The sequence below is a fragment of the Amycolatopsis sp. NPDC059657 genome (assembly GCF_042734395.1).
Taxonomy (GTDB): Bacteria; Actinomycetota; Actinomycetes; order Mycobacteriales; family Pseudonocardiaceae; genus Amycolatopsis.
Genome location: NZ_JBHWEB010000075.1, coordinates 16,960 through 41,402, shown reverse-complemented (window position 1 = coordinate 41,402; position 24,443 = coordinate 16,960). Strand labels below are relative to the sequence as shown.

General features: G+C 68.2%; 25 protein-coding genes. 17 read left to right on the top strand and 8 right to left on the bottom strand.

Translation table 11 applies throughout. From position 1 onward, the window contains the following. Window positions 1-218: 218 nt before the first annotated feature. On the bottom strand, window positions 219-692 hold the full coding sequence (locus ACFV15_RS32145; RefSeq protein ID WP_378355041.1) for a GNAT family N-acetyltransferase: 474 nt from the start codon (window positions 690-692) through the stop codon (window positions 219-221). Window positions 693-852: 160 nt separating this feature from the next. Continuing rightward, window positions 853-3,255 (bottom strand): DNA helicase PcrA, encoded by a 2,403-nt coding sequence (gene pcrA / locus ACFV15_RS32140; protein ID WP_378355039.1) that lies wholly within the window; start codon window positions 3,253-3,255, stop codon window positions 853-855. A gap of 117 nt (window positions 3,256-3,372) precedes the next feature. On the opposite strand from pcrA, the gene ACFV15_RS32135 reads away from it, so the two are divergent. From ACFV15_RS32135 to ACFV15_RS32105, 7 genes are all read left to right on the top strand, one after another. Next, window positions 3,373-3,777, top strand: a complete 405-nt coding sequence (locus tag ACFV15_RS32135; protein ID WP_378355038.1) for a DUF1707 domain-containing protein — start codon at window positions 3,373-3,375, stop codon at window positions 3,775-3,777. Between the two features lie 66 nt (window positions 3,778-3,843). Next, a complete protein-coding gene (locus ACFV15_RS32130) occupies window positions 3,844-4,227 on the top strand; it encodes a chorismate mutase (protein ID WP_378355037.1) in 384 nt (127 codons plus the stop codon). Between the two features lie 88 nt (window positions 4,228-4,315). Further along, window positions 4,316-4,621, top strand: a complete 306-nt coding sequence (locus ACFV15_RS32125) for a hypothetical protein (protein WP_378355036.1) — start codon at window positions 4,316-4,318, stop codon at window positions 4,619-4,621. A gap of 372 nt (window positions 4,622-4,993) precedes the next feature. Next, on the top strand, window positions 4,994-6,220 hold the full coding sequence (locus ACFV15_RS32120) for a hypothetical protein (RefSeq protein ID WP_378355035.1): 1,227 nt from the start codon (window positions 4,994-4,996) through the stop codon (window positions 6,218-6,220). A 284-nt stretch (window positions 6,221-6,504) separates the two neighbouring features. Then, window positions 6,505-7,365 carry a hypothetical protein gene (locus tag ACFV15_RS32115; protein WP_378355034.1) on the top strand — a complete coding sequence of 287 codons (861 nt, stop codon included), beginning with the start codon at window positions 6,505-6,507 and terminating at the stop codon, window positions 7,363-7,365. 199 nt (window positions 7,366-7,564) lie between these two features. Then, window positions 7,565-9,178, top strand: a complete 1,614-nt coding sequence (locus ACFV15_RS32110; protein WP_378355033.1) for a serine/threonine-protein kinase — start codon at window positions 7,565-7,567, stop codon at window positions 9,176-9,178. Window positions 9,179-9,191: 13 nt separating this feature from the next. Next, window positions 9,192-10,211 carry a serine/threonine-protein kinase gene (locus tag ACFV15_RS32105; RefSeq protein ID WP_378355031.1) on the top strand — a complete coding sequence of 340 codons (1,020 nt, stop codon included), beginning with the start codon at window positions 9,192-9,194 and terminating at the stop codon, window positions 10,209-10,211. On the opposite strand, the gene ACFV15_RS32100 is transcribed toward ACFV15_RS32105, so the two are convergent. From ACFV15_RS32100 to ACFV15_RS32090, 3 genes are read right to left on the bottom strand one after another with little or no spacing between them, the layout of a single operon-like run. Continuing rightward, window positions 10,208-10,744: a dihydrofolate reductase family protein gene (locus tag ACFV15_RS32100; protein WP_378355030.1), complete on the bottom strand. Its 537-nt coding sequence runs from the start codon at window positions 10,742-10,744 to the stop codon at window positions 10,208-10,210. The genes ACFV15_RS32105 and ACFV15_RS32100 overlap by 4 nt on opposite strands. 58 nt (window positions 10,745-10,802) lie before the next feature. Then, entirely contained in the window at window positions 10,803-11,777 is a 975-nt protein-coding gene (locus ACFV15_RS32095; protein ID WP_378355028.1) for a sigma-70 family RNA polymerase sigma factor, read from the bottom strand. 4 nt (window positions 11,778-11,781) lie between these two features. Then, window positions 11,782-12,684, bottom strand: coding sequence for a LysR family transcriptional regulator (locus tag ACFV15_RS32090; RefSeq protein ID WP_378355026.1), 903 nt, complete (start codon window positions 12,682-12,684; stop codon window positions 11,782-11,784). A gap of 101 nt (window positions 12,685-12,785) precedes the next feature. Between ACFV15_RS32090 and ACFV15_RS32085 the strand changes: the two genes are divergently transcribed. Continuing rightward, a complete protein-coding gene (locus tag ACFV15_RS32085; protein ID WP_378355025.1) occupies window positions 12,786-13,709 on the top strand; it encodes a DMT family transporter in 924 nt (307 codons plus the stop codon). Window positions 13,710-13,851: 142 nt separating this feature from the next. Continuing rightward, window positions 13,852-14,241 carry a PPOX class F420-dependent oxidoreductase gene (locus ACFV15_RS32080; protein ID WP_378355023.1) on the top strand — a complete coding sequence of 130 codons (390 nt, stop codon included), beginning with the start codon at window positions 13,852-13,854 and terminating at the stop codon, window positions 14,239-14,241. Here ACFV15_RS32080 and ACFV15_RS32075 read toward each other — a convergent pair. After that, window positions 14,238-14,912 carry a response regulator gene (locus ACFV15_RS32075; RefSeq protein ID WP_378355021.1) on the bottom strand — a complete coding sequence of 225 codons (675 nt, stop codon included), beginning with the start codon at window positions 14,910-14,912 and terminating at the stop codon, window positions 14,238-14,240. The two genes, ACFV15_RS32080 and ACFV15_RS32075, sit on opposite strands and share 4 nt — an antisense overlap. Next, a complete protein-coding gene (locus tag ACFV15_RS32070; RefSeq protein ID WP_378355053.1) occupies window positions 14,909-16,156 on the bottom strand; it encodes a PspC domain-containing protein in 1,248 nt (415 codons plus the stop codon). Before ACFV15_RS32070 ends, ACFV15_RS32075 begins: the two co-directional genes overlap by 4 nt. 214 nt (window positions 16,157-16,370) lie before the next feature. On the opposite strand from ACFV15_RS32070, the gene ACFV15_RS32065 reads away from it, so the two are divergent. Together ACFV15_RS32065 and ACFV15_RS32060 are read left to right on the top strand one after the other, a co-directional pair. Then, window positions 16,371-17,639 carry a PspC domain-containing protein gene (locus ACFV15_RS32065; protein WP_378355019.1) on the top strand — a complete coding sequence of 423 codons (1,269 nt, stop codon included), beginning with the start codon at window positions 16,371-16,373 and terminating at the stop codon, window positions 17,637-17,639. Continuing rightward, a complete protein-coding gene (locus tag ACFV15_RS32060; RefSeq protein WP_378355018.1) occupies window positions 17,632-17,862 on the top strand; it encodes a hypothetical protein in 231 nt (76 codons plus the stop codon). Before ACFV15_RS32065 ends, ACFV15_RS32060 begins: the two co-directional genes overlap by 8 nt. 54 nt (window positions 17,863-17,916) lie before the next feature. Here the strand turns inward: ACFV15_RS32060 and guaA are convergent, their stop codons facing one another. Then, window positions 17,917-19,473 (bottom strand): glutamine-hydrolyzing GMP synthase, encoded by a 1,557-nt coding sequence (gene guaA / locus ACFV15_RS32055; protein WP_378355016.1) that lies wholly within the window; start codon window positions 19,471-19,473, stop codon window positions 17,917-17,919. A gap of 85 nt (window positions 19,474-19,558) precedes the next feature. Between guaA and ACFV15_RS32050 the strand changes: the two genes are divergently transcribed. The 6 genes from ACFV15_RS32050 (at window position 19,559) to ACFV15_RS32025 (ending at window position 24,311) form a co-directional block, all read left to right on the top strand. Further along, window positions 19,559-20,062 carry a DinB family protein gene (locus ACFV15_RS32050; protein ID WP_378355014.1) on the top strand — a complete coding sequence of 168 codons (504 nt, stop codon included), beginning with the start codon at window positions 19,559-19,561 and terminating at the stop codon, window positions 20,060-20,062. A gap of 112 nt (window positions 20,063-20,174) precedes the next feature. Beyond that, window positions 20,175-21,209: a zinc-dependent alcohol dehydrogenase family protein gene (locus ACFV15_RS32045; RefSeq protein ID WP_378355013.1), complete on the top strand. Its 1,035-nt coding sequence runs from the start codon at window positions 20,175-20,177 to the stop codon at window positions 21,207-21,209. Between the two features lie 167 nt (window positions 21,210-21,376). Continuing rightward, entirely contained in the window at window positions 21,377-21,889 is a 513-nt protein-coding gene (locus ACFV15_RS32040; RefSeq protein WP_378355011.1) for a YbaB/EbfC family nucleoid-associated protein, read from the top strand. A gap of 23 nt (window positions 21,890-21,912) precedes the next feature. Further along, window positions 21,913-22,224, top strand: a complete 312-nt coding sequence (locus ACFV15_RS32035; RefSeq protein WP_378355009.1) for a hypothetical protein — start codon at window positions 21,913-21,915, stop codon at window positions 22,222-22,224. Between the two features lie 3 nt (window positions 22,225-22,227). After that, window positions 22,228-23,262, top strand: a complete 1,035-nt coding sequence (locus ACFV15_RS32030; protein ID WP_378355007.1) for a WXG100 family type VII secretion target — start codon at window positions 22,228-22,230, stop codon at window positions 23,260-23,262. Further along, window positions 23,259-24,311 (top strand): hypothetical protein, encoded by a 1,053-nt coding sequence (locus ACFV15_RS32025; RefSeq protein ID WP_378355006.1) that lies wholly within the window; start codon window positions 23,259-23,261, stop codon window positions 24,309-24,311. The genes ACFV15_RS32030 and ACFV15_RS32025 overlap by 4 nt, the downstream gene beginning before the upstream one ends. The last annotated feature ends 132 nt before the right edge of the window (window positions 24,312-24,443 follow it).

The window sequence follows — 24,443 nt, the reverse complement described above, 5'->3', positions numbered from 1 at the left end:
CGTTCCCGATGGAGCACGAGCCCCGGCTCGCGCTCCGACCCATTTCCCGTCACTGACCTTGATATACCCCGGCACTGATCCACCGAAACCCGCCGTCACCCGCATCGGTTACCCCTCCCCGCGTCCCGGGCCGCCGACCTGCTCAGCGTACCCCATGATTCGAACTTGTGTTCGATTCTAGTCGGCGGGTCCGACAGTTTTAGACACTCAGTACGCACTCAGTCGAGCCGGAGGATCGTCTCTTCGATTTCCGCACCCCTGGCGTTCGCGTACCCGACGTCGGTGCCGACTACCGCGAAGCCCGCTTTCCGCAGCACCCCGAGCGAGCCGAGGTTGTCGCTGGCGGCTCGGGCGTGCAACGGCCGGACCGCGACCTCTTCGAGTAGCAGTGCGAGCGCCCGGCTCGCGATTCCCTGCCCCCACGCCGCGCGGTCGATCCAGTAGGTGAGCTCGGTGTCGCCGTCCATCACGAAGCTGGAGATGGTGCCGACGAAGTGCCCGTCATGGGTCACCGCCCGCAGGGTGATGTCCGGCGCGGCCCGCAGCTTCGCCATATGCGCGTCGAACGCCGCGCGGTCGTCGGGATCCTTGGTCGTGAACGCGGCCATACGCACCGACTCGGGATCGCGCATCTGCTCGAACAACGCGTCCAGGTCGGCGTCCTCGACCGGCCGCAAGGCCACCTCTGCCACTGAAAACCCCTCCCTCTACCAGTGTTCGCAAGGTAGCAAGGGGGTCCGACAGTTTTGGGTCGCTCACGGCCCGCACGCTGTGAACGCCCCTTTCGCAACGCTCAACGTTGCGAAAGGGGCGTTCATGCGGACCGGCCGGTGGGCCGGGCCGGGGTAGCGCTTAGAGCTTGACCATGGGGACGGAGCCGATGAGCATCAGCCGGACCTTGCCGGAGCCACCGAAGTCGATGGTGGCCGTGGCACGCGGGCCGGTGCCGTCGCAGGACAGGACCGTGCCGAGGCCGTACTTGTCGTGGCTGACGCGGTCGCCGACCTCCAGCTTCAGCGCGACCGTGTCCTTCCAGCCCTTGTTCGGCGCCGCACCGAAACCGGTGGACTCCGAACGCTGCTTGCTGCCCCACGTGGTCGCCACGCGCGGTGAGCCGAAGTTGCCGGTGCCGCCGAAGGCACGCGAGACCGGCTCCTCGCGGCGCCAGTCGACCAGCTCGGCCGGGATCTCGTCGAAGAACCGGGAGGCCGGGTTGTTCATCGGCTGGCCCCACGCGGACCGCGTCATCGCGCGCGAGAGATAGAGCCGCTCGCGGGCACGGGTGATCGCCACGTACGCGAGGCGCCGCTCCTCCGCGAGTTCGGTCGGGTCGCCCAGTGCCCGCATGTGCGGGAAGATCCCGTCCTCCCAGCCGGTGCAGAACACCACCGGGTACTCGAGGCCCTTCGCGGTGTGCACGGTCATCAGGGTGACCACGCCGGCGTCGTCCGCGTCGTCGCCGCCGTCGGGGTCAGGGATGGAATCCGCGTCCGCCACCAGCGAAACGCGCTCCAGGAACGCCGGGAGCGAGCCGGGCGCAGGCACTCCGGCGTCGTCGTCCTCGACCAGCTCGGCGTTCTCGTCGTTCGCGACGGCGGCGGCCACCTCGACCGTGAACTCGGTGAATTCCCTTGCCACGGTGACGAGTTCGGTCAGGTTCTCGACGCGGGAGGCGTCCTGCGGGTCGTCGGACTCTTCGAGCTCCGTGCGGTAGCCGGTGCGGTCGAGCACCGATTCGAGCACGTCCGCGACTTCCTGGCCTTCGTCGACCAGCTCGCGGAGCCCGTCGAGCAGCGCGACGAAACCGGTGATGGCCTTGCCGGAGCGTGGGTTCATCAGCGGCATGTCGCCGGTCGCGGCCACCCGCAGCGCCTGCGCGAACGAGATCCGCTCGCGCTCGGCGTACGTGGCGACCACGGCCTCGGCACGGTCGCCGATGCCGCGCTTGGGCACGTTGAGGATGCGCCGCAGGCTCACCGTGTCTTCCGGGTTCGCCAGCACCCGCAGGTACGCCAGCATGTCCCTGACCTCGCGGCGCTCGTAGAACCGCACGCCGCCGACGACCTTGTACGGCAGGCCGAGCCTGATGAAGATCTCTTCGAACACCCGTGACTGGTTGTTGGTGCGGTAGAACACCGCCACGTCCGAGTAGTTCGCGACGCCCTTGTCCGCGAGCGCGTCGATCTCGCCGGCGACGAAGGCGGCCTCGTCGTGGTCGTTGTCAGCGACGTAGCCGACGATCTTCTCGCCGTCGCCGGAGTCGGTCCACAGCCGCTTGTCACGCCGGTTCGGGTTGCGCGCGATGACCGCGTTCGCGGCGGACAGGATCGTCTGCGTGGAGCGGTAGTTCTGCTCCAGCAGGATGGTGCGCGCGTCCGAGAAGTCACGCTCGAACTCTTCGATGTTCCGGATGGTGGCGCCGCGGAAGGCATAGATGGACTGGTCCGCGTCACCCACCACGCACAGCTCGGCGGGCGGCACGCCCGACTCGGTCGTCTCGATTCCGACCAGCTCACGGACCAGCGTGTACTGCGCGTGGTTGGTGTCCTGGTACTCGTCGACCATCACGTGCCGGAAGCGGCGCCGGTAGTACTCGGCGACATCGGGGAAGACCTGCAGCAGCTCGACCATGCGCATGATCAGGTCGTCGAAGTCCATCGCCTTGGCCTGGATCAGGCGACGCTGGTACTCCGCGTACACCTCGGCGACGCGGCGCTCGAGGTCGTTGGCTGCCTGCGAGGCCGCGCCATCCGCGTCGATCAGCTCGTTCTTGAGGTTCGAGATGTGGATCGCGAGCGTGCGCGCCGGATAACGCTTGGGATCGATGTCGAGATCCCGCGCCACGAGCGTGATCAGCCGCTTGGTGTCGTCGGAGTCGTAGATGGAGAAGTTCGACGACAGGTCGAGCGTCTTGGCCTCACGGCGCAGGATCCGCACGCACATGGAGTGGAAGGTCGACACCCACATGGCGTTGGCCCGCCTGCCGACCATCTCGTTCACCCGGTCCCGCATCTCCGCCGCGGCCTTGTTGGTGAACGTGATCGCGAGTATCTGCCCCGGGTGCACATGGCGCTCCGCCAGCAGGTACGCGATGCGCCTGGTCAGCACCCGGGTCTTACCGGAGCCTGCGCCCGCGACGACGAGCAGCGGCGCACCGTGGTGCGTCACCGCCTCACGCTGAGCACCGTTGAGGTCGTCGAGCAGCTCGGCGTGCCGCCGCGGGGTTTCGGGTTGCAGATCGAAGAGGGTGTCCATCAGGAGTCCACGCTACTCGGCGCGTCCGACAAGATTCGCGGCTACCGCACCGGACGTAGCTCCCGATGCCGCTCCGGGCCCGACGCGCGATCGGTTTCGCGCGCGGACGATCGTCTTATGGAAACCCGGATCCCACACCGCCTCCGCGCCGCCGACACCGATCGCGAACGCGTCGCCGCACTCGTCCAAGCCGCAGTTGCCGAAGGGAGACTGACAATGGAAGAAATGGAGGAACGGCTCGGCGCCGTCTATCTGACGAAGTACACCGACGAACTGACCGCGCTCACCGCCGATCTCCCGGCACCAGCGCCGCCCCGGCGCCGCTTCGCCGCACATCCGGCACTGCGTGCGCACGCCGCGTTCGCGGTGGTCCTTTCGGTCGTTTTCCTGATCAGGTGGGCTACTTCGGATGTGCCGTACTTCTGGCCCATCGCGCCGATGTTTTGGCTGGCAGTGAGCTTGGCGGTGCACGCGCGCATCCGAGGCTCGAGGGCACGCCGGGCCACCGCTGTGCCATACTGATCACATGCGGCACCACGCTGAGCGATTTTTTTACGGGACCCGGACTCCGGCTCCCGTGATCGCGTAGTGCCTCACCGCGAATCACCCGAAGCCCCGGAGTCCACGGACCCGGGGCTTCCGTCTGCTCAGGGTTCCGAGGACGATCAGGACCGAAGAGAGGTCTCGATGAACACTCAGACGCAGGAAACGCCGGACGCCGAGCACACCGCGGAAGAGATCGACGCGCTCCGCCAGGAGATCGACTGGCTGGACGCCGAAATCCTCCGCCTCATCAAACGCCGTGTCGAGGTCTCGAAGACCATCGGCGCCGCCAGGATGGCCGCCGGCGGGACCCGGATCGTCTACAACCGTGAGATGGACGTGCTCGCCCGCTACCGCGAACTCGGCCCCGACGGCCGCCAGCTCGCGATGGCGCTGCTGAACCTGGGCCGCGGCCGCCTCGGCAGGTAGCGCCCCGCTCGTAACCTTGCGGGCACGGTCGGCCAAATCAGGGTGAACCCCTAGGACGAACCGGACAGCATGCGGGCAGACTGGTGACATGATTAATTTGATCGCCATCCTGGTCGCGATCGCCGGTGTGCTGGCGACGCTCGGGCACCTCGGCTATCTCGCGATGCTCAACAACGCGGCGAACAAGCGCGCGGGCGGCGCGCCGATCGCCCAGTACGTGAAGAGCCGCTGGGCGATCGCCGGCGGCACCACCGCCGTCTCGCTCGTCGCGTGGCTGTTCACCGCGGGCGGCACGGGGATGGACATCCTCGCGATCATCTTGGCCGCGGGCAGCGGTGCCGTGGCGACCAAGTCACTGCAGTCGACCCAGTCCCGTTATCGCAGCGGCGGGTAATCGCGTACGGCCAAAAATCGCGGAAAACCAGACAAAACGGATCGTTTGGAGCCGCATATCATCTCTCTGAGTAAGCGCCGCCCATTTAGCCGCGCCCGTCAGAGTGAAAGATCTGCAACTTGCACAACTAACGAGACGAACGGCCCATTCAGCTTTTAGTCTGAATGGCGTGTGGACCCTCGCGTCTGGGTCGGGCGATGCCCGCGAGACGCGCCCGGCCAGCGGCCCGGCGCGTCTACCGTCGCGTGCGCGTGCATTTGCTCGGTATTCGGCGCGTTATTCCGCTCGTTCCGATGCCCGGCCGTTTGGTCCGATCGGCTTAAGTCTGACGGTAATCGCGTCAGGGCGCAGAGTGAGGGGGGTCGATCCAGCATGAGCATCGGGGCGGACTCCTTCGGCGATCCTCTGGACGCACGGGGGCGGCATCGGCGTAACGGCGCGGGGACCTGGACTCCCGCGGTTTCGGCGCATCCGGACCACGGGCGGCACGAGCTCCACGACGACAATCCCTTCTATCCCTCGGTGAGCGGCTCACTCCCCCGCGCCGAGCGGCAGACCAGGCCACTCAAGGCGGACTACGGCTTTCTTCCCATCCGCGGCGAGCTGCCCGTGCCTCGGCCACCGGTGCCGCGCCCGCCGCGCCGCCCGGCCGCGCCGCTGCCCCAGCCCCGCGCGGACGAACCGACGGCGGAGACACCCGTCGTCGCGCCGCCGCCCGAGCCGGTCGAAGACCAGGCCAGCCGCCGCACCAAGATCAAGCTGACCCAGCCGGTGCGGCCACCACGCAGAGAAGAAGAGGACGACGTCCGCGTCTACCTCGCGCCCGCGCCCGATGGGCTCGGCACCTTCGACCTCGGCTCCGTGCCTGCGTCGGTCACCCCGCCGAAGACCTGGAAGAAAGCAGCCTGGTTCGCCACCATCTCCTCGGGTGGCGTGGTCGTCGCGCTGCTGTTCGCCGGTTCGCTGCTGGTCGGCAGCCCGACCGAGAACCAGGCCTCCAATCAGGGCTGGCCCGGGTACCGCGGCGGGCAGCCGTCGGTCAGCGACGAGCAGAAGGCCCCGCCGTCGCCGACCGCGTCCGCCACCAAGCCTTCCGGGGGCGGCGGCAAGAACCAGGCCTCGACCGGAGACCGCAAACCCGTGATCGCGGGCGCACCGCGTGACGGCGGGATGATGCCGCCCGCCGCGCCTTCGGGCGGCGGTGGCCCGGTGACCACCGGCGCCCCCGCGCCGAACTCGCCGCAGAAGCCGCCGGTCACCCCTCCGGCGCGGACCACGACCTCCGCGCCCTGGTACTCGTTCCCGATAGACAGCCAGTCGATGGGTGACAACACGGAGAAGTTCTTCAACACCGTCGCCGAAGACCCGAACACGGCCTCCTCGGTGACCACCGGCAAGCTGCGTGACCAAGGACCGCAGGCGCTGGCGCAGAAATACGCCGATGTCGCGTATTTCGAAGTGAAGAAGATCAGCATTGACCAGAATCGCGGAGTAACCGTCAATACCGTCGAGGTCACCCATAAGGATGGCAGCAAGACGCTGGAAACGCGCACGCTGACGTTCGGTGATGACGCCAAGATCGAGAGCGACGGTCGGTGACAGCATCTGCACGTGCAGCTGCTTAAACACCGTGCACGTGCAGTGCGGTAAGCGGTTTTTCCTGGTCCGGGTGGGTGACATAGAGTGCCGTTCGTCGTTCCACGAACGCATTCCGGCGACCGGGACTGGCTTGCCTCCGCATCCCAGGGTTACCTGATGTCAGTGGTTCGGCGCGTCCACCAAGACGACCGAGTTACACCGAACGGCCGAACCGGCCGAGGGCGATGAAACGCCCGTGCCCCTGACAGCAGAGCGAGACCGGCTCAGAAAGCGCGAGGAAACCCGTGCACGATCGGCAAGGAACCCGGCGCGAGCCGGTCCGATCCGACACCGTCGACACCATCCGCATCGAGGACGTCATCCCCGCCGACTTCCTCGATGACAACCGGGTCGACCGCGAGTACCTCGAGCAGGTCTTCCGCGAGCCGCAGAACTTCGTGCCGCCCCGCGCTCAGGACGAGCCGGAGCCGCGACAGGAAGAACTCGAACCCGAGCAGACCGAGAGCCGCCTCGCCAGGCGGGCCAAGCTCGGCGGACTGCTGATCGCCGCCTCGCTCGTCACCGGCTCCGTGATCGCCGCGGCCTCGCTCGCCGGTCACCGCCAGCAGCAGAACGTGCCCACCGTGGTCGAGCCCGCCGGCGCCGCCGCGCTCGGCGGCTTCGCCGTGCCGGACCCCGTGTCCGGCGGACGGGGCGCCTCCGGCGCCCCCAAGCAGGCCAAGCCGGACGCCGGTTCACCCGCGGTCGTACAGGCCGCCGACACTCCCGCCGCGACCACGGAACGTACCGGCGGCGCGCCCTCGACGGCGAAGCCGCAGGTCGCGGCAGGCGCCGCGCCCGCGCAGAAACTCGACATCGTCAAGAAGTTCTACGAGATGATCGACTTCAATCCGACCGGCGCGCTGTCACTGCTGGATCCGCTGCTCGCCGGCACCGAGCCTGGCGACCTCGTCCGCGCGTGGAGCCCGATGGACGCGGTGAAGGTGCTGGAAGCCACGGTTCAGCCCGATGGTTCGGTGATCGCGGTGGTCACCATGCGCGAACCGGACGGCGGACAGCTGCGGGTCACCCAGCTGCTCCGGATGGCGGAGACCACGTCCGGGCTCATCTCCGAAGTGAAGCTGCTTTCGGCCCAGCAGATGTGATCAAGGTCGCCTCTCAATGCGTGCCGGATGTGTGTGCGCAGAGTGAGCGCTTAGCCTTGTCACGAGTCGGTCTCGGCAAAGCCGACACACTGACCACAAGATGTGCCTACGCTCCTGGACGTGTGGCGCGCCACCACGGTCGCCGCTTGCCCTCTGCGGGAACCGAACCCGCAGCGAGACGGAGCCTGAAGGAGGTCGCGTGAGCGACGAGGGTCGCCTGGTCGCCGATCGGTACCGCATAGTGCGGCGGATCGGCACCGGCGCCATGGGCGCCGTCTGGCAAGCACACGACGAGGTTCTGGCCAGAACGGTCGCGGTCAAGCAGCTGTTCCTTCAGCCGGGTCTGGAGCAGCACGACGCCGACGACGCGCGCCAGCGCACCATGCGCGAAGGCCGGATCGCGGCTCGGCTGCACCACCCGAACGCGATCACCGTGTTCGACGTCGTCACCGACGATCGCGGCCAGCCCTGCCTGATCATGGAGTACCTGCCGTCGACGAGTCTCGCGCAGGTGCTGCAGGAGCAGGGCACGCTGGAGCCGACCGAGGTCGCCAGGATCGGCGCGCAGATCGCGGCCGCGCTGAAGGAAGCGCACGCGGTCGGCATCGTGCACCGTGACATCAAGCCGGGCAACATCCTGCTCGGCGGCAACGGGATCGTGAAGATCACCGACTTCGGCATCTCCCGCGCCACCGACGACGTCACGGTCACCAAGACCGGGATGATCGCGGGCACGCCCGCCTACCTGGCGCCCGAGGTGGCCATCGGCGGCGAACCCGGCTCGGAAGCCGATGTCTTCTCACTCGGCTCGACGCTCTACGCGGCTTGCGAAGGCCAGCCGCCGTTCGGGCTCAGCGAGAACACGCTGAGCCTGCTTCACAAGGTCGCCGCCGGGCAGATCGACCCGCCGCGCCAGTCGGGGCCGCTCGCGAGCGTCCTGGCCGTGCTGCTGCACCCGGACGTCCACCACCGGCCGACCGCCGAGGAGTGCGAAGAGCTGCTCGCGGCCGTCGCGCGCGGCGAGACGCCGCTCGGCGGGCCGACCGACGCGACGCACCTGGCGCCGGTCGCCGGCGTGCTCGGCGGTCCGGCACCCGGCTCGACTCAGCTGTTCGAGGGTGAGGACGGGCACTCCGGCACGCTGCTCGACCAGCAGGAGCCGCCGCGCCAGGGCGGGTTCTACGACGACCAGTACGACTACGACGACGGCGGCGGCGCGTACCCGCAGAACGACTACGACAACGCCGCCTACGACTCCGGCTTCGACCGGACGACGGCGATGCCGCCCGCCGGGCCGCCTCCCGGCCCGAACGCCACGCGCGCGGTCCCGATGGCGGACTACGACGACTACGAAGACGACTTCGACGACGAGCCCCCGGCTCCCGCGCCCCCGCCGCCGCGGCGCCCGGCAGCCGAACCGGCCGCGAAGGACGACGAAGAGAAGCCCGGCGCGTGGAAGAAGCCCGCCATCATCGGCGGGATCGTGCTGGTCGGGCTCATCGCCATGGGCATCTGGGTGTTCAGCCCGCGCAGCAGCACCGCGACGACCGACACCAAGCCGAGCACTTCCGCGCCTTCGACCACGAAGTCGTCGCCGACGACCACCGAGTCGACGCCGACGGAAGAGTCCACGACGCCGACGGAAACGACGACGAAGAAGACGACCTCGTCCAAGACGACGACGTCGGAGACGCCTACGAAGACGACTCCGCCGACGACGACGAAGACGACGCCGACCTCCAAGACGACCACCTCGTCTCCGACGAAGTCCTCATCTACCGAGACATCCTCGTCGACCCCGGCCGGCGGATAGGTATCGCGAGTTGGTGAGTACCGAAGGTTCCGTCGTCGGCGAGCGCTATCGCCTTGATCAGCCGATCGGACGTGGCCGCGCCGGCATCGTGTGGCTGGCGCTCGACCTGCGGCTGCACCGGACGGTCGCGATGAAACGCCTGCTGATCCCGTCCGGCCTCACGCCGGAACAGGCGGCGCAGGCGCGGGAGCAGGCCTTCCTCGAAGGCCGCAACGCCGCCAAGATCGAGCACAAGTGCGCGATCACGGTGCACGACGTGTTCCACGAGAACGACGACGTGTGGATCGTGATGGAGTACATCCCGTCACGCAGCATGGCGCAGTTCCTGGCCGAGCACGGCAGGCTCACCCCCGAACAGGCCGCGGGCCTCGGCATCCAGCTCGGTTCGACGCTGGCGACGCTGCACGCGGCGAACATCATCCACCGCACGCTCGAACCGGGCACCGTGCTGCTGGCCGACGACGGCGGCGTCAAACTCACCGACATCGGCATCACCGGCGGCGGCCCGACGCCCGCGTACCGCGCGCCCGAGGTGGCACGCGGCCTGCCCGCGACGCCGGCTTCGGACGTCTTCTCGCTGGGCGCGACGCTGTACACGGCCGTCGAAGGCGTGCCGCCGTACGGGGAGAACGGCCAGGGCGGGCCGCCTGCGATCGACAACGCCGGGCCGTTGTCCGGCGCGCTGGGCAAGATGCTGCGGCAGGACCCGATCACCCGGCCGACGATGAACGACACCGTCCGGTCGCTCAACGCGATCAGCCACGGCGACACCAAGACCGCGTTCGTGCCGCCGACGGCGCCCGCGATGCCGATCATGCCTGCCACACCTCCATCGGCCGCCGCACCGGGCACCGCCGCGCCGACGGCCATCCAGCAGCCGGTTCCGCCGCACCAGGCGTTCCAGCCGCGACCGGCCGCGCCACCACGGCCGCCGAAACCGGCTTCGGCCAAGCCGAAGTGGCTGATCCCCGCGGTGGCCGTGGTGGTCGCGATACTGGTCGGCGTGCTGATCGCCGAACTCTTCTTCGTTTAGGCGACCCGCAGCCAGATGTTCGTGCCGTTCGGCGCGAGACCGCGGCTGACGTGCTCGAGCTTGATGTTGGTGCCGCCGAGGTGCTCGTACAGCCGCACACCGTCGCCGAGCAGCGCGGGCACGATGGTCACGGCGATCTCGTCGAGCAAGCCGGCCGCGAGGCATTGCTTCGCGACGTTCGCGCCGAGCACGTTGACGTACTTGTCGCCTGCTGCCGCTTTCGCCAATGCCACAGCGGTTTCGAGGTTGTCGCAGAAGGTCGTGTCCGGCACCGGGGCCGACGGCGGGTTGTGCGTGAGCACGAACTGCTGACCGTGCCAGGCGCCGCCGAACGGGCCCTCGTTGGGCGTGTCCCGGTTCGGGTCGTCGCCGAACTGCGTGCGGGCGCCGATGAGCAGCGAGCCCGTCTTCTCGATCAGCTCGGCCACGATCGGGTTCTTGCCGGGATGGTCGTTCAGCCAGGACATGTCACCGCCAGCGCCAGCGATGAACCCGTCCAGTGACATCGCGGCCGAATACAGCACCTTGCTCATGGTCTTCCTCCAGGGTTTTCGATCTACTGGAAGTTGAGACGGCCACTCGGCCGAAAACTCATCGGAGCTCGGTGTCCAGGCCGAACGCCGGGAACAGTCCGGGGTCGTGGAACGCGGTGATCTCGGCGATGTGGCCGTCGGAGATCCGGAAAACGCCGATCGCGAAGGCTTGATAAGCGGTCTCGCCGGGCACCTGGACGTACGCGGCCGTCGCGAGCTGACCGTTGGCGCGGGTCGGCACCATGCGGAGCTTGCCGACGTAGTGCGGCGCGGTCGTGTCCCAGCCCGCGGCGAGCACGCCGACGACGGCATCGCGGCCTTCGAACCACATCGGGTACGGCGGCATGGTCGTGCGGACGTCCTCGGCCAGCAGCTCGGACACCGCGGCGACGTCGGCGCGTTCCACGGCGGCCATGTAGCGCCGCAGCACGGCCATGTCCTGCTCGCTGGGTTCGGCCGACCACTCCATCCGGCGCTCCGGCAAGCGCTCCTTGAGCGTCGATCTGGCGCGCTGCAACGCGCTGTTGGCCGACGCGACCGTGCCGTCCAGCAGATCGGCGGTCTGCTTGGCCGACCAGCCGAGCACGTCACGCAGGATCAGCACGGCGCGCTGGCGTGGCGGCAGGTATTGGATCGCGGCCAGGAACGCCAGCTCGATCGTCTCCTTGGCGACGAGCTGGGCTTCCGGCTGGGACTCGCGGGGCGCGGCGACGTCCGGAAACGGCTGTAGCCAAGGGATATCGGTGCGGACCGGTGCACCCGCGTCGGGTTGAGACGGTGGCGTCAGGTCGTTCGGGAGCACGCGGCGGGCGCGGCCCTCAAGCGCGTCGAGGCAGGCGTTGGTGGCGATCCGGTACAGCCAGGCGCGGAAGGTGGAGCGGCCTTCGAAGCCGTTGATTCCCTTCCAGGCACGCAAAAACGTCTCCTGGACGAGGTCCTCGGCCTCGTCGAACGAGCCGAGCATCCGGTAGCAGTGCACGCGCAGCTCGCGGCGATGCCGCTCGGCGGCCTCCGTGAACGCGACCTCGTCCATCGGGCTAGGCGGCGTTGGCCGAAGCGTGCCGCATGGCCGAAAGCAGCCGTTCGACCGCGGGCTGGCCCATGGCGTGCGCGGCGACCGCGGCGTGGATCGCCCGGTACGGCCCCGGATGACGCACCTTGCGGATGGTGACGCCGGGATGCGGGGTGCCGAGGCCGAGCTCGGGCACCAGCGTGACGCCGAGCCCGGCGGCGACGAACCCTTGTGCCGTCTGGTAATCGTCGGCGTCGACGGCGATGTTGGGCGAGAAACCCGCGGCGGCGCAGGCTTCCATCAGCACCTGACGGCAGGCGCCCGGCACCGCGTCGACGCCGACCCAGGGTTCCTCGGCGAGGTCGGTGAGCTCGAGCACGCGCTTGCGGGTGAGCGGGTGATGCTTGGGCAGCACCGCGCGGTACGGATCGTCGAGCAGATGGACGAGCTCGATGCCCTTGGCGACCGGGTCGGTGCGCGGGAGCACGACGATCGCGATGTCCGCGCGGCCGGACTCGACCTCGGGCATCGGGTCGTTGGGTTCGGTGAGCTTGAGGTCGAGCTCGATGCCCGGGTACTCGGCGCGGATGGCCGCGACGGCTGGCGGGACGAGCGCGGCGCCCGCGGTCGCGAAGTAGCGGATGGCGAGCCTGCCGGTCCGGCCGTTCTTCAGCTCGGTGAGCGCGGCCTCTGCCTTGGCGAGTTGGCCGCTGAGCACCTCGGCGTGCTCGGACAGGAGTGTTCCGGCAGGCGTCGGGCGGATGCCGCGGCCGACCCGCTCGAACAACTCGGTGCCTGCTTCCCGTTCCAGGGTGGACAACTGCTGGCTGATCGCGGACGGCGTGTAGCCCAGATTGCGCGCGGCGGCCGTGATCGAACCGCTGGTGATCACAGCGCGTAATACCTGCAGGCGGCGAACGTCCAACATGGGCGTGATCTTACAGGTTTACTTAAGGGTCGATGCAGTTATTTTCGCTTGTCCTTACTCCTTCCTGGCCGCAAGCTTTGGGTGAATACGAGGAGGACTGGGTGGGTGAGACGAAGGCGCTGCTGCGCATGGGCGCACTGGCGTTGATGTGGGGTTCGAGCTTTTTCTGGATCAAGTTCGGGTTGCAGGCGTTCTCGCCGGTGCAGCTGGTGCTCGCGCGCCTGGTGCTCGGCGCGCTCGTGCTGCTCGGACTGGTGTACCTGGCCAAGGACCGGCTGCCGCGCCAGCGACGGTTCTGGCTGCTGATCGGCTTCGCGGCGTTCTTCCACAACGCGCTGCCGTTCCTGCTGTTCGCGATCGGCGAGCAGACGGTCGATTCGGGGATCACCGGGGTGCTGAACTCGACCACCCCGCTGTGGGTGGTGCTGATCGCGCCGCTGTTCGGCGCGGGCGGGCGGCTCGGCGGGGCGCGGGCGTTCGGGCTCGCCATCGGGCTGGCCGGGATCCTGCTGATCTTCGCGCCGTGGCACGCGTCCGGCCTGCTCAGCTGGGGTGCCGTCGCCTGCCTGGTCGCCGCGGCGAGCTACGCGCTGGCGTTCGTCTACGAAGGCAAGTACCTGTCGGGCACCGGCGTCTCCCCCGTCGCGGTCGCGGCGGCGCAGATGCTGGTGGCGAGCGGGATGATGCTGTTCGCGGTGCCGGTGGGCGGGCTGACCCCGATCCACCTGTCGCCGATCGCGGTCATCGCGGTGGTGATTCTGGGCGCCGGTTCGACCGGGATCGCGTTCAAGCTCAACTACCAGCTGCTGGAGTCGGAAGGCGCGGTGGCGGCGTCGATCGTCGGCTACCTGCTGCCGGTGGTCTCGGTGCTGCTGGGCTCGCTCTTCCTCGGCGAGACGCTGAACCTGCGCGTGATCGCCGGCATGGTCGTGGTGCTGGGCGGGGTCGCGCTGACCAGGGTCAAGCGACGCCCTGCCATCACCCCTGCCACCCCACCACTGGCGGTCGCCTCGGTGGCCGACTGAGCCAAAAAAAATCCCAATGTGGCTTTCGTCAGCTCAGAGCTGACGAAAGCCACATTGGCGTGCTGAAACCTGACCAATGCCGCATTGGGATTTTTTTCCCTGGATCGGGAAGGGATCTTGGGGTGCGCGGGTTCTGGTGGGTATGGGGTTTGACGAACGAACGCGCGCGCTGCTGGACGGTAAGAACTTCGCGACTGTGGCGACGCTGGACGCCGATGGGTCGCCGCATACGTCGCTGGTGTGGATCGGGACGGACGGGGACGCCGTGGTGTTCTCGTCACTCGCCGGGCGGCGGAAAATCCGGAATCTGCAACGGGATCCGCGGATCAGCCTGACCGTGTCCGATAAGGACAATCCGTATCAGTCGGTGGACATCCGCGGGACCGCCGAGCTGATCGAGGATCCCGGAAAGACGTTGCCGGCAACGCTTTCCCACAAGTATCTCGGCCAGGATCCGCAGCCGGAGTCCGAGGAGAAGCTGCGGATGATCGTGCGGGTGACCCCGGACAAGATCACCCAGTTCTCGGTCTAGACGAGGCGGCGGTCCGAGGCCCAGCGCGAGAGCTCGTAGCGGTTCGAGAGCTGGGTCTTGCGCAGGACGCTCGACACGTGCGTCTCGACCGTCTTCACCGAGATGAACAGCTCGGACGCGATCTCCTTGTACGCGTAACCACGCGCGAGCAGACGCAGCACGTCGCGCTCGCGCGGCGTGAGGAGGTCGAGGTCCGGGTCGCTGATCGGGGCCGAGCCGGGCCGATCGGCGAACGCGTCCAGCACGAAGCCCGCGAGACGGGGCGAGAACACGGCGTCGCCGTCGGAGACCCGGACGACCGCACGCACGAGTTCCTTCGACGAGATGGTCTTGGTGACGTAACCGCGGGCGCCCGCGCGGATGACCGCGATGACGTCTTCGGCCGCGTCGGAGACCGAGAGCGCGAGGAAGACCACGTCGGGCAGCTCGGGGCGGACACGCTTGAGCACCTCGGCGCCACCGCCGTCGGGCATGTGAACGTCGAGGAGCACGACCTGCGGGTTGGTGCGGACGATGCCCGCCACCGCCTCGGCGACGGAACCGGCCTCGCCGACCACCTGGACCTCGTCGGTGATCGAGTCGAGCTCGGTGCGCACCCCGGCGCGGAACAGCGCGTGGTCGTCGACCAGGAATACCTTGACCGGTTCCCGCGTCTGCTGGCTCTCCGTCACGCTGCTCCCCTAGTCGCCTTCATCGGCATTTCCAGCTGTACCTCGGTGCCTTCGCCGGGAGCTGTCTTGATCCGGCAACTGCCGCCGTTGCGCTCCATCCTGCCCCGGATCGAGTCGGCGACGCCATGCCGGTCCTCCGGCACGACATCAGGGTCGAAGCCCTTGCCCCGGTCACGCACGAACACCGTCACCGCGGTCGGCTCGACCTCGGCATAAACACTAACGTCTTCGACACCCGCGTGCTTGGCCGCGTTGACGATCGACTCACGCGCCGCCTGCACCAGCGCGATCAGCGGCTCGTCGAGGTCGGCCTCGCCGACGACGACCTGCTGGACCGAGATGGCGAAGGTGTCCTCGACCTCGCCGCACGCGGCCGCGAGCGCCTCGGAGAACCGGCCGTTCGGCGCGGACTCCGCCGGCTTGCCATACCCGGACGGCCCGTAGAGCCAAGACCTGAGCTCACGTTCCTGGCCACGCGCGAGCCTGGCGACCTCGCGAGGAGAGTCGGCCTGCTTCTGGATCAGCGCAAGCGTTTGCAGCACGGAGTCGTGCAGGTGCGCGGCGATCTCGGCGCGCTCGTCGGTGCGGATGCGCGCCTTGCGCTCGTCGGACAGGTCGCGGACCATCCGCAGCCAGAACGGGATCGTCAGCACCGCGACGCCGATCAGCGTCGCGATCACCGCGATCAGCGCGAACTGGACCTGGTCGAAGCTGCTGTCGCGCAGCACGACCACACCGATACCGGTCATCACCAGCGCGACACCGGCGAGAATCCGTACTGTGGCCGACCAGCCACCGCCGCCGAGCAGCGCGCCCGCGAAACCGTCCTTGGCGCCATCGCGCCACCGGCGGCGCTGCGACTCGTCGGCCTCACGCCAGACGACCGCCGCACCGATCAGCGCGATGGCCAGCGGCACGGCGATCCAGCCGCTGATCGCGCCGGTCACCGTCCCACCGGCGACCGTGAGCCCGGCGCCGAGCGCCATCAGGCCCATCGCCTGCTGGCGCTCCTTGGGCGGCTGCTGGTAGCGGGCGGCGCTCTCTTCCGACTCCTGCGGTGCGAACACCCAGAGCAGGCCGTACGCCAGCAAGCCCATGCCGCCGAGCGCCGCGAGTATCGCGAACCCGAGCCGCACCCACAGCACCTTGGCACCGAGATGATCGGCGAGCCCGCCCGCGACACCGGCCAGCGCCCGGCCGGACCTGCGCCGGTACATCTTGGGCTGGCCGCCGGGCGCGACCATGACGGCGGTCGGCGCCTCTGGCTGGATCTCCTGCTGTTCCACGTCACCCATGGTCACACGGTGTTCGCCCGGTTTCATCAGGGAAGCCCCCGATCCAGGTATTTCAGGGTCCTTCGTGCCAGCCCCACCGATGGACCCCCGATCGGCTGGTCAGGGACAACTCAGGGTCGTTCCCCGATGTGGGTGCCTGCCCCAGTGACGCATGATTTTCACCATGAGTGGCGAGACGCAGACACAGAAGCCGCACGTCGGCTTCGAAGAGACAGTCAAAGACTTCGTGGCCAGCAGACCACGCAGGCCGGTCGAGGGCCGCAAGATCGCCGGCGTCGCCGCCGGTATCGGAAACCGCTACGGCCTCGACCCGGTCGTCGTACGGGTCGCGCTGGTCACCGCGACCATCTTCGGCGGCGTCGGCCTGGTGGTCTACCTGCTCGGCTGGCTGTTCCTGCCGGACGAGCGCGACCAGGTCTCCGCGTTCGAGAGCATGATCGGGCGCGGCTACAGCACGACCTCGACCGGGTTCACCGTGGTGCTGATCATCGCGTTGTTGCCGACAACCGGCTGGTCGCTCAGCGGCGACTGGTTCGACGGCGGCAGCGGGATTCTCGGCTTCGCGCTGGTGATCGCCGCGCTCTACCTGCTGCACCGCAACCGCGGTCAGTTCAACCGGCCGTCCGCGTGGAGCGGCCCGGTGCCCGCGGGCGCCGAGGCTTCGTTCTCGATGTCGGACACCACCACCGCGATGCCGACCAGCGCCGCAGCGCCGGCGTCGTGGGACCCGCTGGCCGCCGAGCCGAAGGGCTGGGACCTGCCCGACCCGAAGCCGGTCGTCGAGCACGCCCCGCCGCCCGCCCAGCCGCCCGTCCACGAGCCGCGCCGGAAGACGCGAGTCGGCCTGATCACCTTCGGCGCCGCGCTGCTGACCGCCGGCACCGGGGTCGCGCTGAACATGAGTGGTGAGAGCTACTTCTCGCTGCAGCACATCATCGGGCTGACGCTCGGTGTGGTCGGCCTCGGGCTGCTCGTCGGCTCGTTCGCAGGCGGTGGCCGCGGCCTGATCGGCCTCGCCGTGCCGCTGGCGGTCGTCGGCATGGCCGTTACGGTCATCCCGTTCAACCAGTACCAAGGCGGCTATGGGGACCTGACCGATTCGCCGACCACGGCCGCGGAACTCAAGTCGGTGTACCAGCACTCGGCAGGCGACATCGATCTCGACTTCCGCAAGCTGACCGCCGACCACCCGGTGACGGTCAAGGTCAGCAACGGCGCCGGCAACACCACCGTGCTGCTGCCCGCGACGGCGGACGTGACGTACAGCTGCAAGTCCAACGCCGGTCGCAGTGACTGCCTGACCAAGCACGCCAAGGGTGTCGCGCAGCGGCCGATCACCGGATCGGACAACGGCACCGATGGTGTCGGCGGGCTGCAGATCCACCTGGAAGTCGACAACGGTGCCGGTGACGTGGAGGTGTCCCGTGGCTGAGAACGAGTACACCTACGACGAGCCGCAGGTCGAGAAGAAGCCGCGGCGCGGCCTGGACATGGTCACCTTCGTCTTCGGACTGCTGACCCTGATGGTCTCCGGGTTCGTGCTCGGTGACGGAGCCTCGTGGCTGCCGAACTTCGACTTCCGCTGGCTGATGGCGGGCGTGGCGGTCTTCATCGGACTGGTGATGCTGGGCTCGTCGCTGCGAAGCAAGCGGTAGCCGTTCAAGCCACTCAAAAGGAAAGAGCCCCCGGAATCCCGGGGGCTCTTTCGCTTACTCCCACTCGATGGTGCCCGGCGGCTTGCTCGTCACGTCGAGCACCACGCGGTTGACCTCCGCCACCTCGTTGGTGATCCGGGTCGAGATCCGCTCCAGCACCTCGTACGGCAGGCGCGTCCAGTCCGCGGTCATGGCGTCCTCACTGGACACCGGGCGCAGGACGATCGGGTGGCCGTAGGTACGGCCGTCGCCCTGGACGCCGACGCTGCGGACGTCGGCGAGCAGCACCACCGGGCACTGCCAGATCTCGCCGTCGAGACCGGCCGCGGTCAGCTCCTCGCGGGCGATCGCGTCGGCCGCGCGCAGGGTCTCCAGCCGCGAGGCGTTGACCTCGCCGATGATCCGGATGCCCAGGCCCGGGCCGGGGAACGGCTGGCGCTGGACGATCACCTCCGGCAGCCCGAGCTCGGTGCCGACGCGGCGCACCTCGTCCTTGAACAGCAGCCGCAGCGGCTCGACCAGCTCGAACTGCAGGTCGTCCGGCAGGCCGCCGACGTTGTGGTGGCTCTTGATGTTCGCGGTGCCCTCGCCGCCGCCGGACTCGACGACGTCCGGGTACAGCGTGCCCTGGACGAGGAACTTGTAGTCACCCTCGGCCTTCAGGTCCCGCTCGGCCTGCTCGAACACGCGGATGAACTCGCGGCCGATGATCTTGCGCTTGGTCTCGGGGTCGGTCACCCCGGCCAGCGCGTCGAGGAACCGCTCACGCGCGTCGACGGTCACCAGATTGACGCCGGTCGCGGCGACGTAGTCACGCTCGACCTGGCCGCGCTCACCGGCCCGCAGCAGCCCGTGGTCGACGAACACGCAGGTCAGCCTGTCGCCGATGGCGCGCTGGACCAGCGCGGCCGCGACCGCGGAGTCGACACCGCCGGACAGCCCGCAGATCGCGCGGCCGTCGCCGACCTGCTCGGCGATGCGGGCGACCTGCTCCTCGACGATCGACGAGGTCGTCCACTGTGGACGGATACCGGCCACGTCGTGCAGGAACCGCCGCAGCACCTCCTGGCCGTGCGGCGAGTGGTGCACCTCGGGGTGGTACTGGACGCCCGCGATGCGCGCCTCGAGGTTCTCGAACCCGGCGACGGGCGCGCCCTCGGAGGTCGCGGTGACGGTGTAGCCCTCGGGGGCCTTGGTGACGCTGTCGCCGTGGCTCATCCACGCGGGGTGACTGCCGGGCAGCTCGTGGTGCAGGGTGCCGCCGTCGCCGGTGATCCGGACCTGCGTGCGGCCGTATTCGCGGGCGCCGGTCGCTTCGACGTCGCCGCCGAGCGCGCGGGCCAGCAGCTGGAAGCCGTAGCAGATGCCGAAGACGGGCACACCGGCCTTGACCAGCGCCGCGTCCATGGCGGGCGCGCCTTCTTCGTACACACTGGACGGTCCGCCGGAGAGGATGATGGCGGACGGGTTCTTGGCGAGGATCTCGTCGACGCTCGCGGTGTGCGGCACGACCTCGGAGTAGACCTGGGCCTCGCGGACGCGCCTGGCGATCAGCTGGGCGTACTGCGCCCCGAAGTCCACGACGAGTACCGGACCGGTGGGACTGGGCACCTACTACCTCCTAGACAACGGCACGCTGTGGGTCCATCGTCCCAGGTGAGCCGCGCCACGCCGGGGGCGGCCCGGATTGGACGGCATGGACTGGACGAAGGAGCTGGCCGACCAGCTCGACTGGCATTGGAACGCGCAGCTACGACCGAGGATGGCCGGGCTCACCGACGACGAATATCTCTGGGAACCGGTACCGGGCTGCTGGACCGTGCACCCCGGCCACCGGATCGACTGGGCCTGGCCGCCACCGGACCCGGCGCCGGTCACCACGATCGCCTGGCGACTCGGACACATCATCGTCGGCGTCTTCGGCATGCGGAACCACACGCACTTCGGCGGCCCCGCCGTCGACTACGTCACTTTCCCGTACGCACAAGACGCCGAGACGGCGCTGCGTCAACTCGACGATGCCTACGCGTTGTGGATGGACGGAGTGCGCGGCCTCAGCGCCGAAGCACTGGCCGCGCCATCCGGCGAGCCGGGGTTCGAGGACTACCCGCTGGCTTCGCTGATCTTGCACATCCACCGCGAAGTCATCCACCACGGCGCCGAAATATCCCTTCTGCGCGATCTTTACGCGCACAGGTGACAGTCGGTTCCACTTCGGGTCGCGCGGTCGTGTGCGGCGACACATGCTGGGGTAGGAATGAATCACTCCCGCCGGGACTCCACTTAAGAGGACCCACCACGAAAGGAGCCCCATGCGAGCGACAGTCATCTACGGTGCCGGCGACGTGCGCGTCGAAGAGGTGCCCGACCCCAAGGTCGAGGCCCCGACCGACGCCGTGGTGCGCGTCGTGCGCTCCTGTATCTGCGGCAGCGACCTGTGGCCCTACTCGGACATGCCGGTCACCGACCACGGCAAGCGGATCGGCCACGAGTTCCTCGGCATCGTCGAGGAAGCCGGATCCGAGGTCGGCAGCGTCAAGAAGGGCGACCTCGTCGTCGCGCCGTTCGTCTACTCCGACAACACCTGTGAGTTCTGCCAGGAGGGCCTGCACACCTCATGCCGCAACGGCGGTTTCTGGGGTTCGAAGCACGTCGACGGCGGCCAGGGCGAGGCCGTCCGCGTCCCGCAGGCCGACGGTACGCTCGTCAAGCTGCCGCACACCGAGGACGAGGATCTGCTCGCCTCGATGCTCACGCTGTCCGACGTCTTCTCGACCGGCCACCACGCGGCCGTGACGGCCGGAGTCAACGAGCGGACCACGGTCACCGTCGTCGGCGACGGCGCCGTCGGCCTCTCCGCGGTACTCGCGGCGAAGCGTCTCGGCGCCGAGCGCATCCTCCTGATGGGCCGCCACGAGGCCCGCACGAACCTCGGCCGCGAGTTCGGCGCGACGGACGTCGTCTCCGAGCGCGGCGAGGAAGGCATCGCCCGAGTCCGCGAGCTCACCGGCGGCCAGGGCACCCACGCCGTGCTCGAATGCGTCGGCACCAAGCCCGCGTTCGAGATGGGCGTCGGCTCGGTCCGCGCGGGCGGCACCATCAGCCGCGTCGGCGTGCCCCAGTACGAAGAGGGCCCGATCGGCCCGTACATCTTCCGCAACAACATCACGGTCACCGGCGGCGTCGCGCCCGCGCGGCACTACATCCCGGAGCTGATGGGCGACGTCCTCGAAGGCAAGTACCAGCCGGGCAAGGTGTTCGACCGCACGATCGGCATCGAGGACGTGCCTGCCGGGTACCAGGCGATGGCGAACCGCGAGGCACTCAAGGTCGCGATCAAGTTCTAGCACTCGCGCGCGTCGCGGGGTCGTGAGTGGCAGCGCCGGTTAGAACCGGCGATACCACTCACGACCCCTTTCTTGTTGGGTGAGCTTCCTGATCTTCACTCGGCCGAACGGCGGTATGTGCCACACTCGGTCGCCGACTGGCTACTGACGTGAACGGGGAGGTTTGCGTGTCGAACCCTGAACAGCTCATCACCGACTACGAGGCGAAACTGGCCAGCGTCCAGGAGAACGCCGCGCGGACGGCGGCCGAGATCGAGAGCGTCACCGTCAGCGAGCGGAGCAAGGACGGCCAGATCGCGGTCAAGGTCAATCACACCGGCAATGTCGTCGACCTGGAAATCGGGACGGCTGTCCGGATGAAGCCTTCGCTGGCGCAGGACATCATGCGCACGATCCAGGGGGCGCAGGCCAAGCTCGCCGGCGCCATGCAGGCCGGTGTCCCGTCGATCGCGGGCACCGAGACGATGGACGCGCTGGTCAGCCAGCTGCACTCCGAGTTCCCGGAACCGGAACCCGAGGGTTACGTCGAAGGCGGGTACGCGCCCGCGCAGGACAGTTCACGGTTCGTCGTGGACGAGGAGCCCGCGGCACCGCAAAAACCCGCGCCACCGCGGCCGGCTCGCCCAGCTCGTGACGAGGGACAGGACGAGGACTACTTCGGCGGCGGCTTCCTGCGCTGAGCAGGGTTTACCAAGGGGAGATCATGGCTGGCAACGGACCGGGATTCGTAGTCGATCCCGACGAACTCGACGCGCATAAGAAGAAGCTCGACGCGCTCAGCGGGCGGGTGAACATGGCGCTTTCCGCAGCGGGCGAAACGATGCATCCCGAGGCGTTCGGGCTGGTGGGCATCCCGCTCGCCGGGATCTGCGCGATCACCCAGACGATCGCGAGCTCGTCGCTCAGCTCTGCGTCCGAGGCGTCGATCGATCACGTCAAACGTGTGCAAACGTGGAAAGAACACAAAGAGATGGACGAGGACGAGTTTCAGCGGCTGTTCAAGGTAGAGGACTGATCCGTGGCTGAGAACCCTGTCATGACCGCGCCCTCGGAGCAGAAGCCGAACCCGCTGGTCAAAACCGATGCCGCGGACAAGCAAAGCCCGCTCGAAGGCGCGGGCATCGTCCAGGACTTCGGCGACGCGTTCCTCAAATGCAAGGAAGGCGACTGGACCGAGGGCCTCGTCAACGCCGGCATCGGGCTGGCCGGGGTCAAGGACCTGATCAGCGACCCGCTCGCCGCCCTGGCCGGCGCCGGGATCGGCTGGCTGATCGAGCACGTCTCGTTCCTGCGTGAACCGCTCAACTGGCTGACCGGCGACCAGATCACGCTGGAGAACATGTCCGGCACCTGGGAGGCGATCGGCGACGAGGTCGGCAAGGTCGCCGAAGACCTGGGCGCTGACATCGTGAACGACACGGCGAACTGGACCGGCGACGGCGCCGACGCGTATCGCGCCTTCGCGACGGACCGGGCGCAGACCTATTCGGGGATGGCGACCGGCGCACAAGCCGTGTCCACGCTGATCATGATCTGCCAGACCATCCTGAACATCATTCGCAGCGTCGTCCGTGACCTCATCGCCGAATGCGTGGGCAAGCTGATCAGCCTGGCCTGCCGGTATCCGGGACCGGCGCTGGTGGCCGGCATGCTCACCGAGGGTGTGCCGATGGCGGTCAAGTGGTGCCGGAAGATCATCGAAAAGATCAAGCAGCTGACGAAGGCCTTCGAGAACGGCAAGGGGCTCTTCAAGAAGCTGGGCGACATCTTCGAGCGGGCCGAGCGGGCGCTGAAGTCCGACGGTCTCGGCAAGTTCATGCGGGGCAGCCGGAAGCTCGACAAGGAAGCGCACAAGGCCGGTATCAACGGCATGCGGGACATCATCAAGGACTTCAAGGAAGTCCCGAAGAAGCTCGCGGTCGAGACCGGGAAGGAAGTCGGCAAGAAGGTCGGCGAGAAGATCGACGAAACCGGTCAGGACGAGGACAAGGACAAGCCGGAGCCGATCTTCGAACAACCCTGCACCAACCGGATTTCGGGGTCGATCAAGTGACCGACCGGCTGGTACTCGACCGGCGGGAATCATTCACGAAAACCACGATAGGCTGCGCCACGCTGGTCGCGGTCTTCGGTGCTTTCTGGATTTTCGCACTCGTCGCCGACCTGTGGCATTTCGGAATTCCCGGTTTGATCGCGACCGGACCGCTGGGCCTGATCCTGCTGGCAGGTGGAGCGCGTGGCGTCGCGAAAGGCGCCAAGCGCAACGGTCCACGGGCACTGGTCGTCGCCGGTGACGGGGTGTCGTGGCTGGTGCGTGACAAACCCGAATGGCGGTTCGGCTGGCACGAAATCCGCGGTGTCGGTTTCAAGCAGGTGTACTACGACAAAGAATGGTACGACAAAGAGACTGACGAGCGGGACTACACGATGTGGCTCAAGCTGGCACCCAGCGGTCGGCAGGACGTAGAGAACGTCTACACGGAGTCCGAGGTCTCACAGATCAAAGAAGTGGTCGAACTCTATGCCGACCTCGACGTGAAGCAGCAGGGCACGGTCAAGTCGCTACCGGAATTCAGACCCTCACCGAAGACCGCTGTCACGATCCTTCCCAACGCGTGGTCGCGCGCGAATTACGTGCTCTTTTACGGCTCCATTCTCGCGGTGGCCGCGCTCGCGGGCCTGATCGGTGCGACCTTCGCCGAGGGCGAGTTCCGCAAAGCATGCCTGGGGCTCGCCTTCGCTTGCTTGATAAGCCCGCTGGCGAGCTGGATGTTCTTTCCGCAGAACCGAGGCAAGGCGTCGAGCCGCACCACCTTGATCATCACCCCGAAAGGCCTGCGCTGGAGCAGAGACCCGGAGTTCGGTATCTGGTGGCGAGAGCTGGACGGCGTCCGCCTCACCCCGGTCGGCAGGCGACGGCATCAGGTCGAACTCGTTCCCGCGAGCAGCGACTTCGAGATCCGCCACGACGACCTCGCCCCGCTGCTCAAGGACGGTGTCTACGTCCTCCCCCGCACGTTCTCACCCGCGGCGACCGCCCAGCTGCGCGAGACTTTGGCGACGATGCGGCCTGGGGTCGTGAGCGTTGCGGGCGGTTATTGAGGGGAAGGGCAAATGTGGCGCGCTCCGGGCGGGCCGGCGGGGTCTTCGCTTCGGGAGGCTTGGACGGGCGGCGAGTGGCCACGCGATGCCAGGGGTCGTGAGTGGTATGGCCGGTTAGAACCGGCCATACCA

Excerpts from the sequence above, each read along its gene's own strand:
- pcrA (WP_378355039.1), bottom strand. The coding sequence starts at position 3,255 with ATGGACACCCTCTTCGATCTGCAACCCGAAACCCCGCGGCGGCACGCC.
- ACFV15_RS32090 (WP_378355026.1), bottom strand. The coding sequence starts at position 12,684 with ATGTTGGACGTTCGCCGCCTGCAGGTATTACGCGCTGTGATCACCAGC.
- ACFV15_RS32135 (WP_378355038.1), top strand. The coding sequence starts at position 3,373 with ATGGAAACCCGGATCCCACACCGCCTCCGCGCCGCCGACACCGATCGC.
- ACFV15_RS32050 (WP_378355014.1), top strand. The coding sequence starts at position 19,559 with ATGGACTGGACGAAGGAGCTGGCCGACCAGCTCGACTGGCATTGGAAC.
- ACFV15_RS32095 (WP_378355028.1), bottom strand. The coding sequence starts at position 11,777 with ATGGACGAGGTCGCGTTCACGGAGGCCGCCGAGCGGCATCGCCGCGAG.
- ACFV15_RS32035 (WP_378355009.1), top strand. The coding sequence starts at position 21,913 with ATGGCTGGCAACGGACCGGGATTCGTAGTCGATCCCGACGAACTCGAC.
- ACFV15_RS32080 (WP_378355023.1), top strand. The coding sequence starts at position 13,852 with ATGGGGTTTGACGAACGAACGCGCGCGCTGCTGGACGGTAAGAACTTC.
- ACFV15_RS32070 (WP_378355053.1), bottom strand. The coding sequence starts at position 16,156 with ATGGTCGCGCCCGGCGGCCAGCCCAAGATGTACCGGCGCAGGTCCGGC.
- ACFV15_RS32120 (WP_378355035.1), top strand. The coding sequence starts at position 4,994 with ATGAGCATCGGGGCGGACTCCTTCGGCGATCCTCTGGACGCACGGGGG.
- ACFV15_RS32125 (WP_378355036.1), top strand. The coding sequence starts at position 4,316 with ATGATTAATTTGATCGCCATCCTGGTCGCGATCGCCGGTGTGCTGGCG.
- ACFV15_RS32100 (WP_378355030.1), bottom strand. The coding sequence starts at position 10,744 with ATGAGCAAGGTGCTGTATTCGGCCGCGATGTCACTGGACGGGTTCATC.
- ACFV15_RS32065 (WP_378355019.1), top strand. The coding sequence starts at position 16,371 with ATGAGTGGCGAGACGCAGACACAGAAGCCGCACGTCGGCTTCGAAGAG.
- ACFV15_RS32045 (WP_378355013.1), top strand. The coding sequence starts at position 20,175 with ATGCGAGCGACAGTCATCTACGGTGCCGGCGACGTGCGCGTCGAAGAG.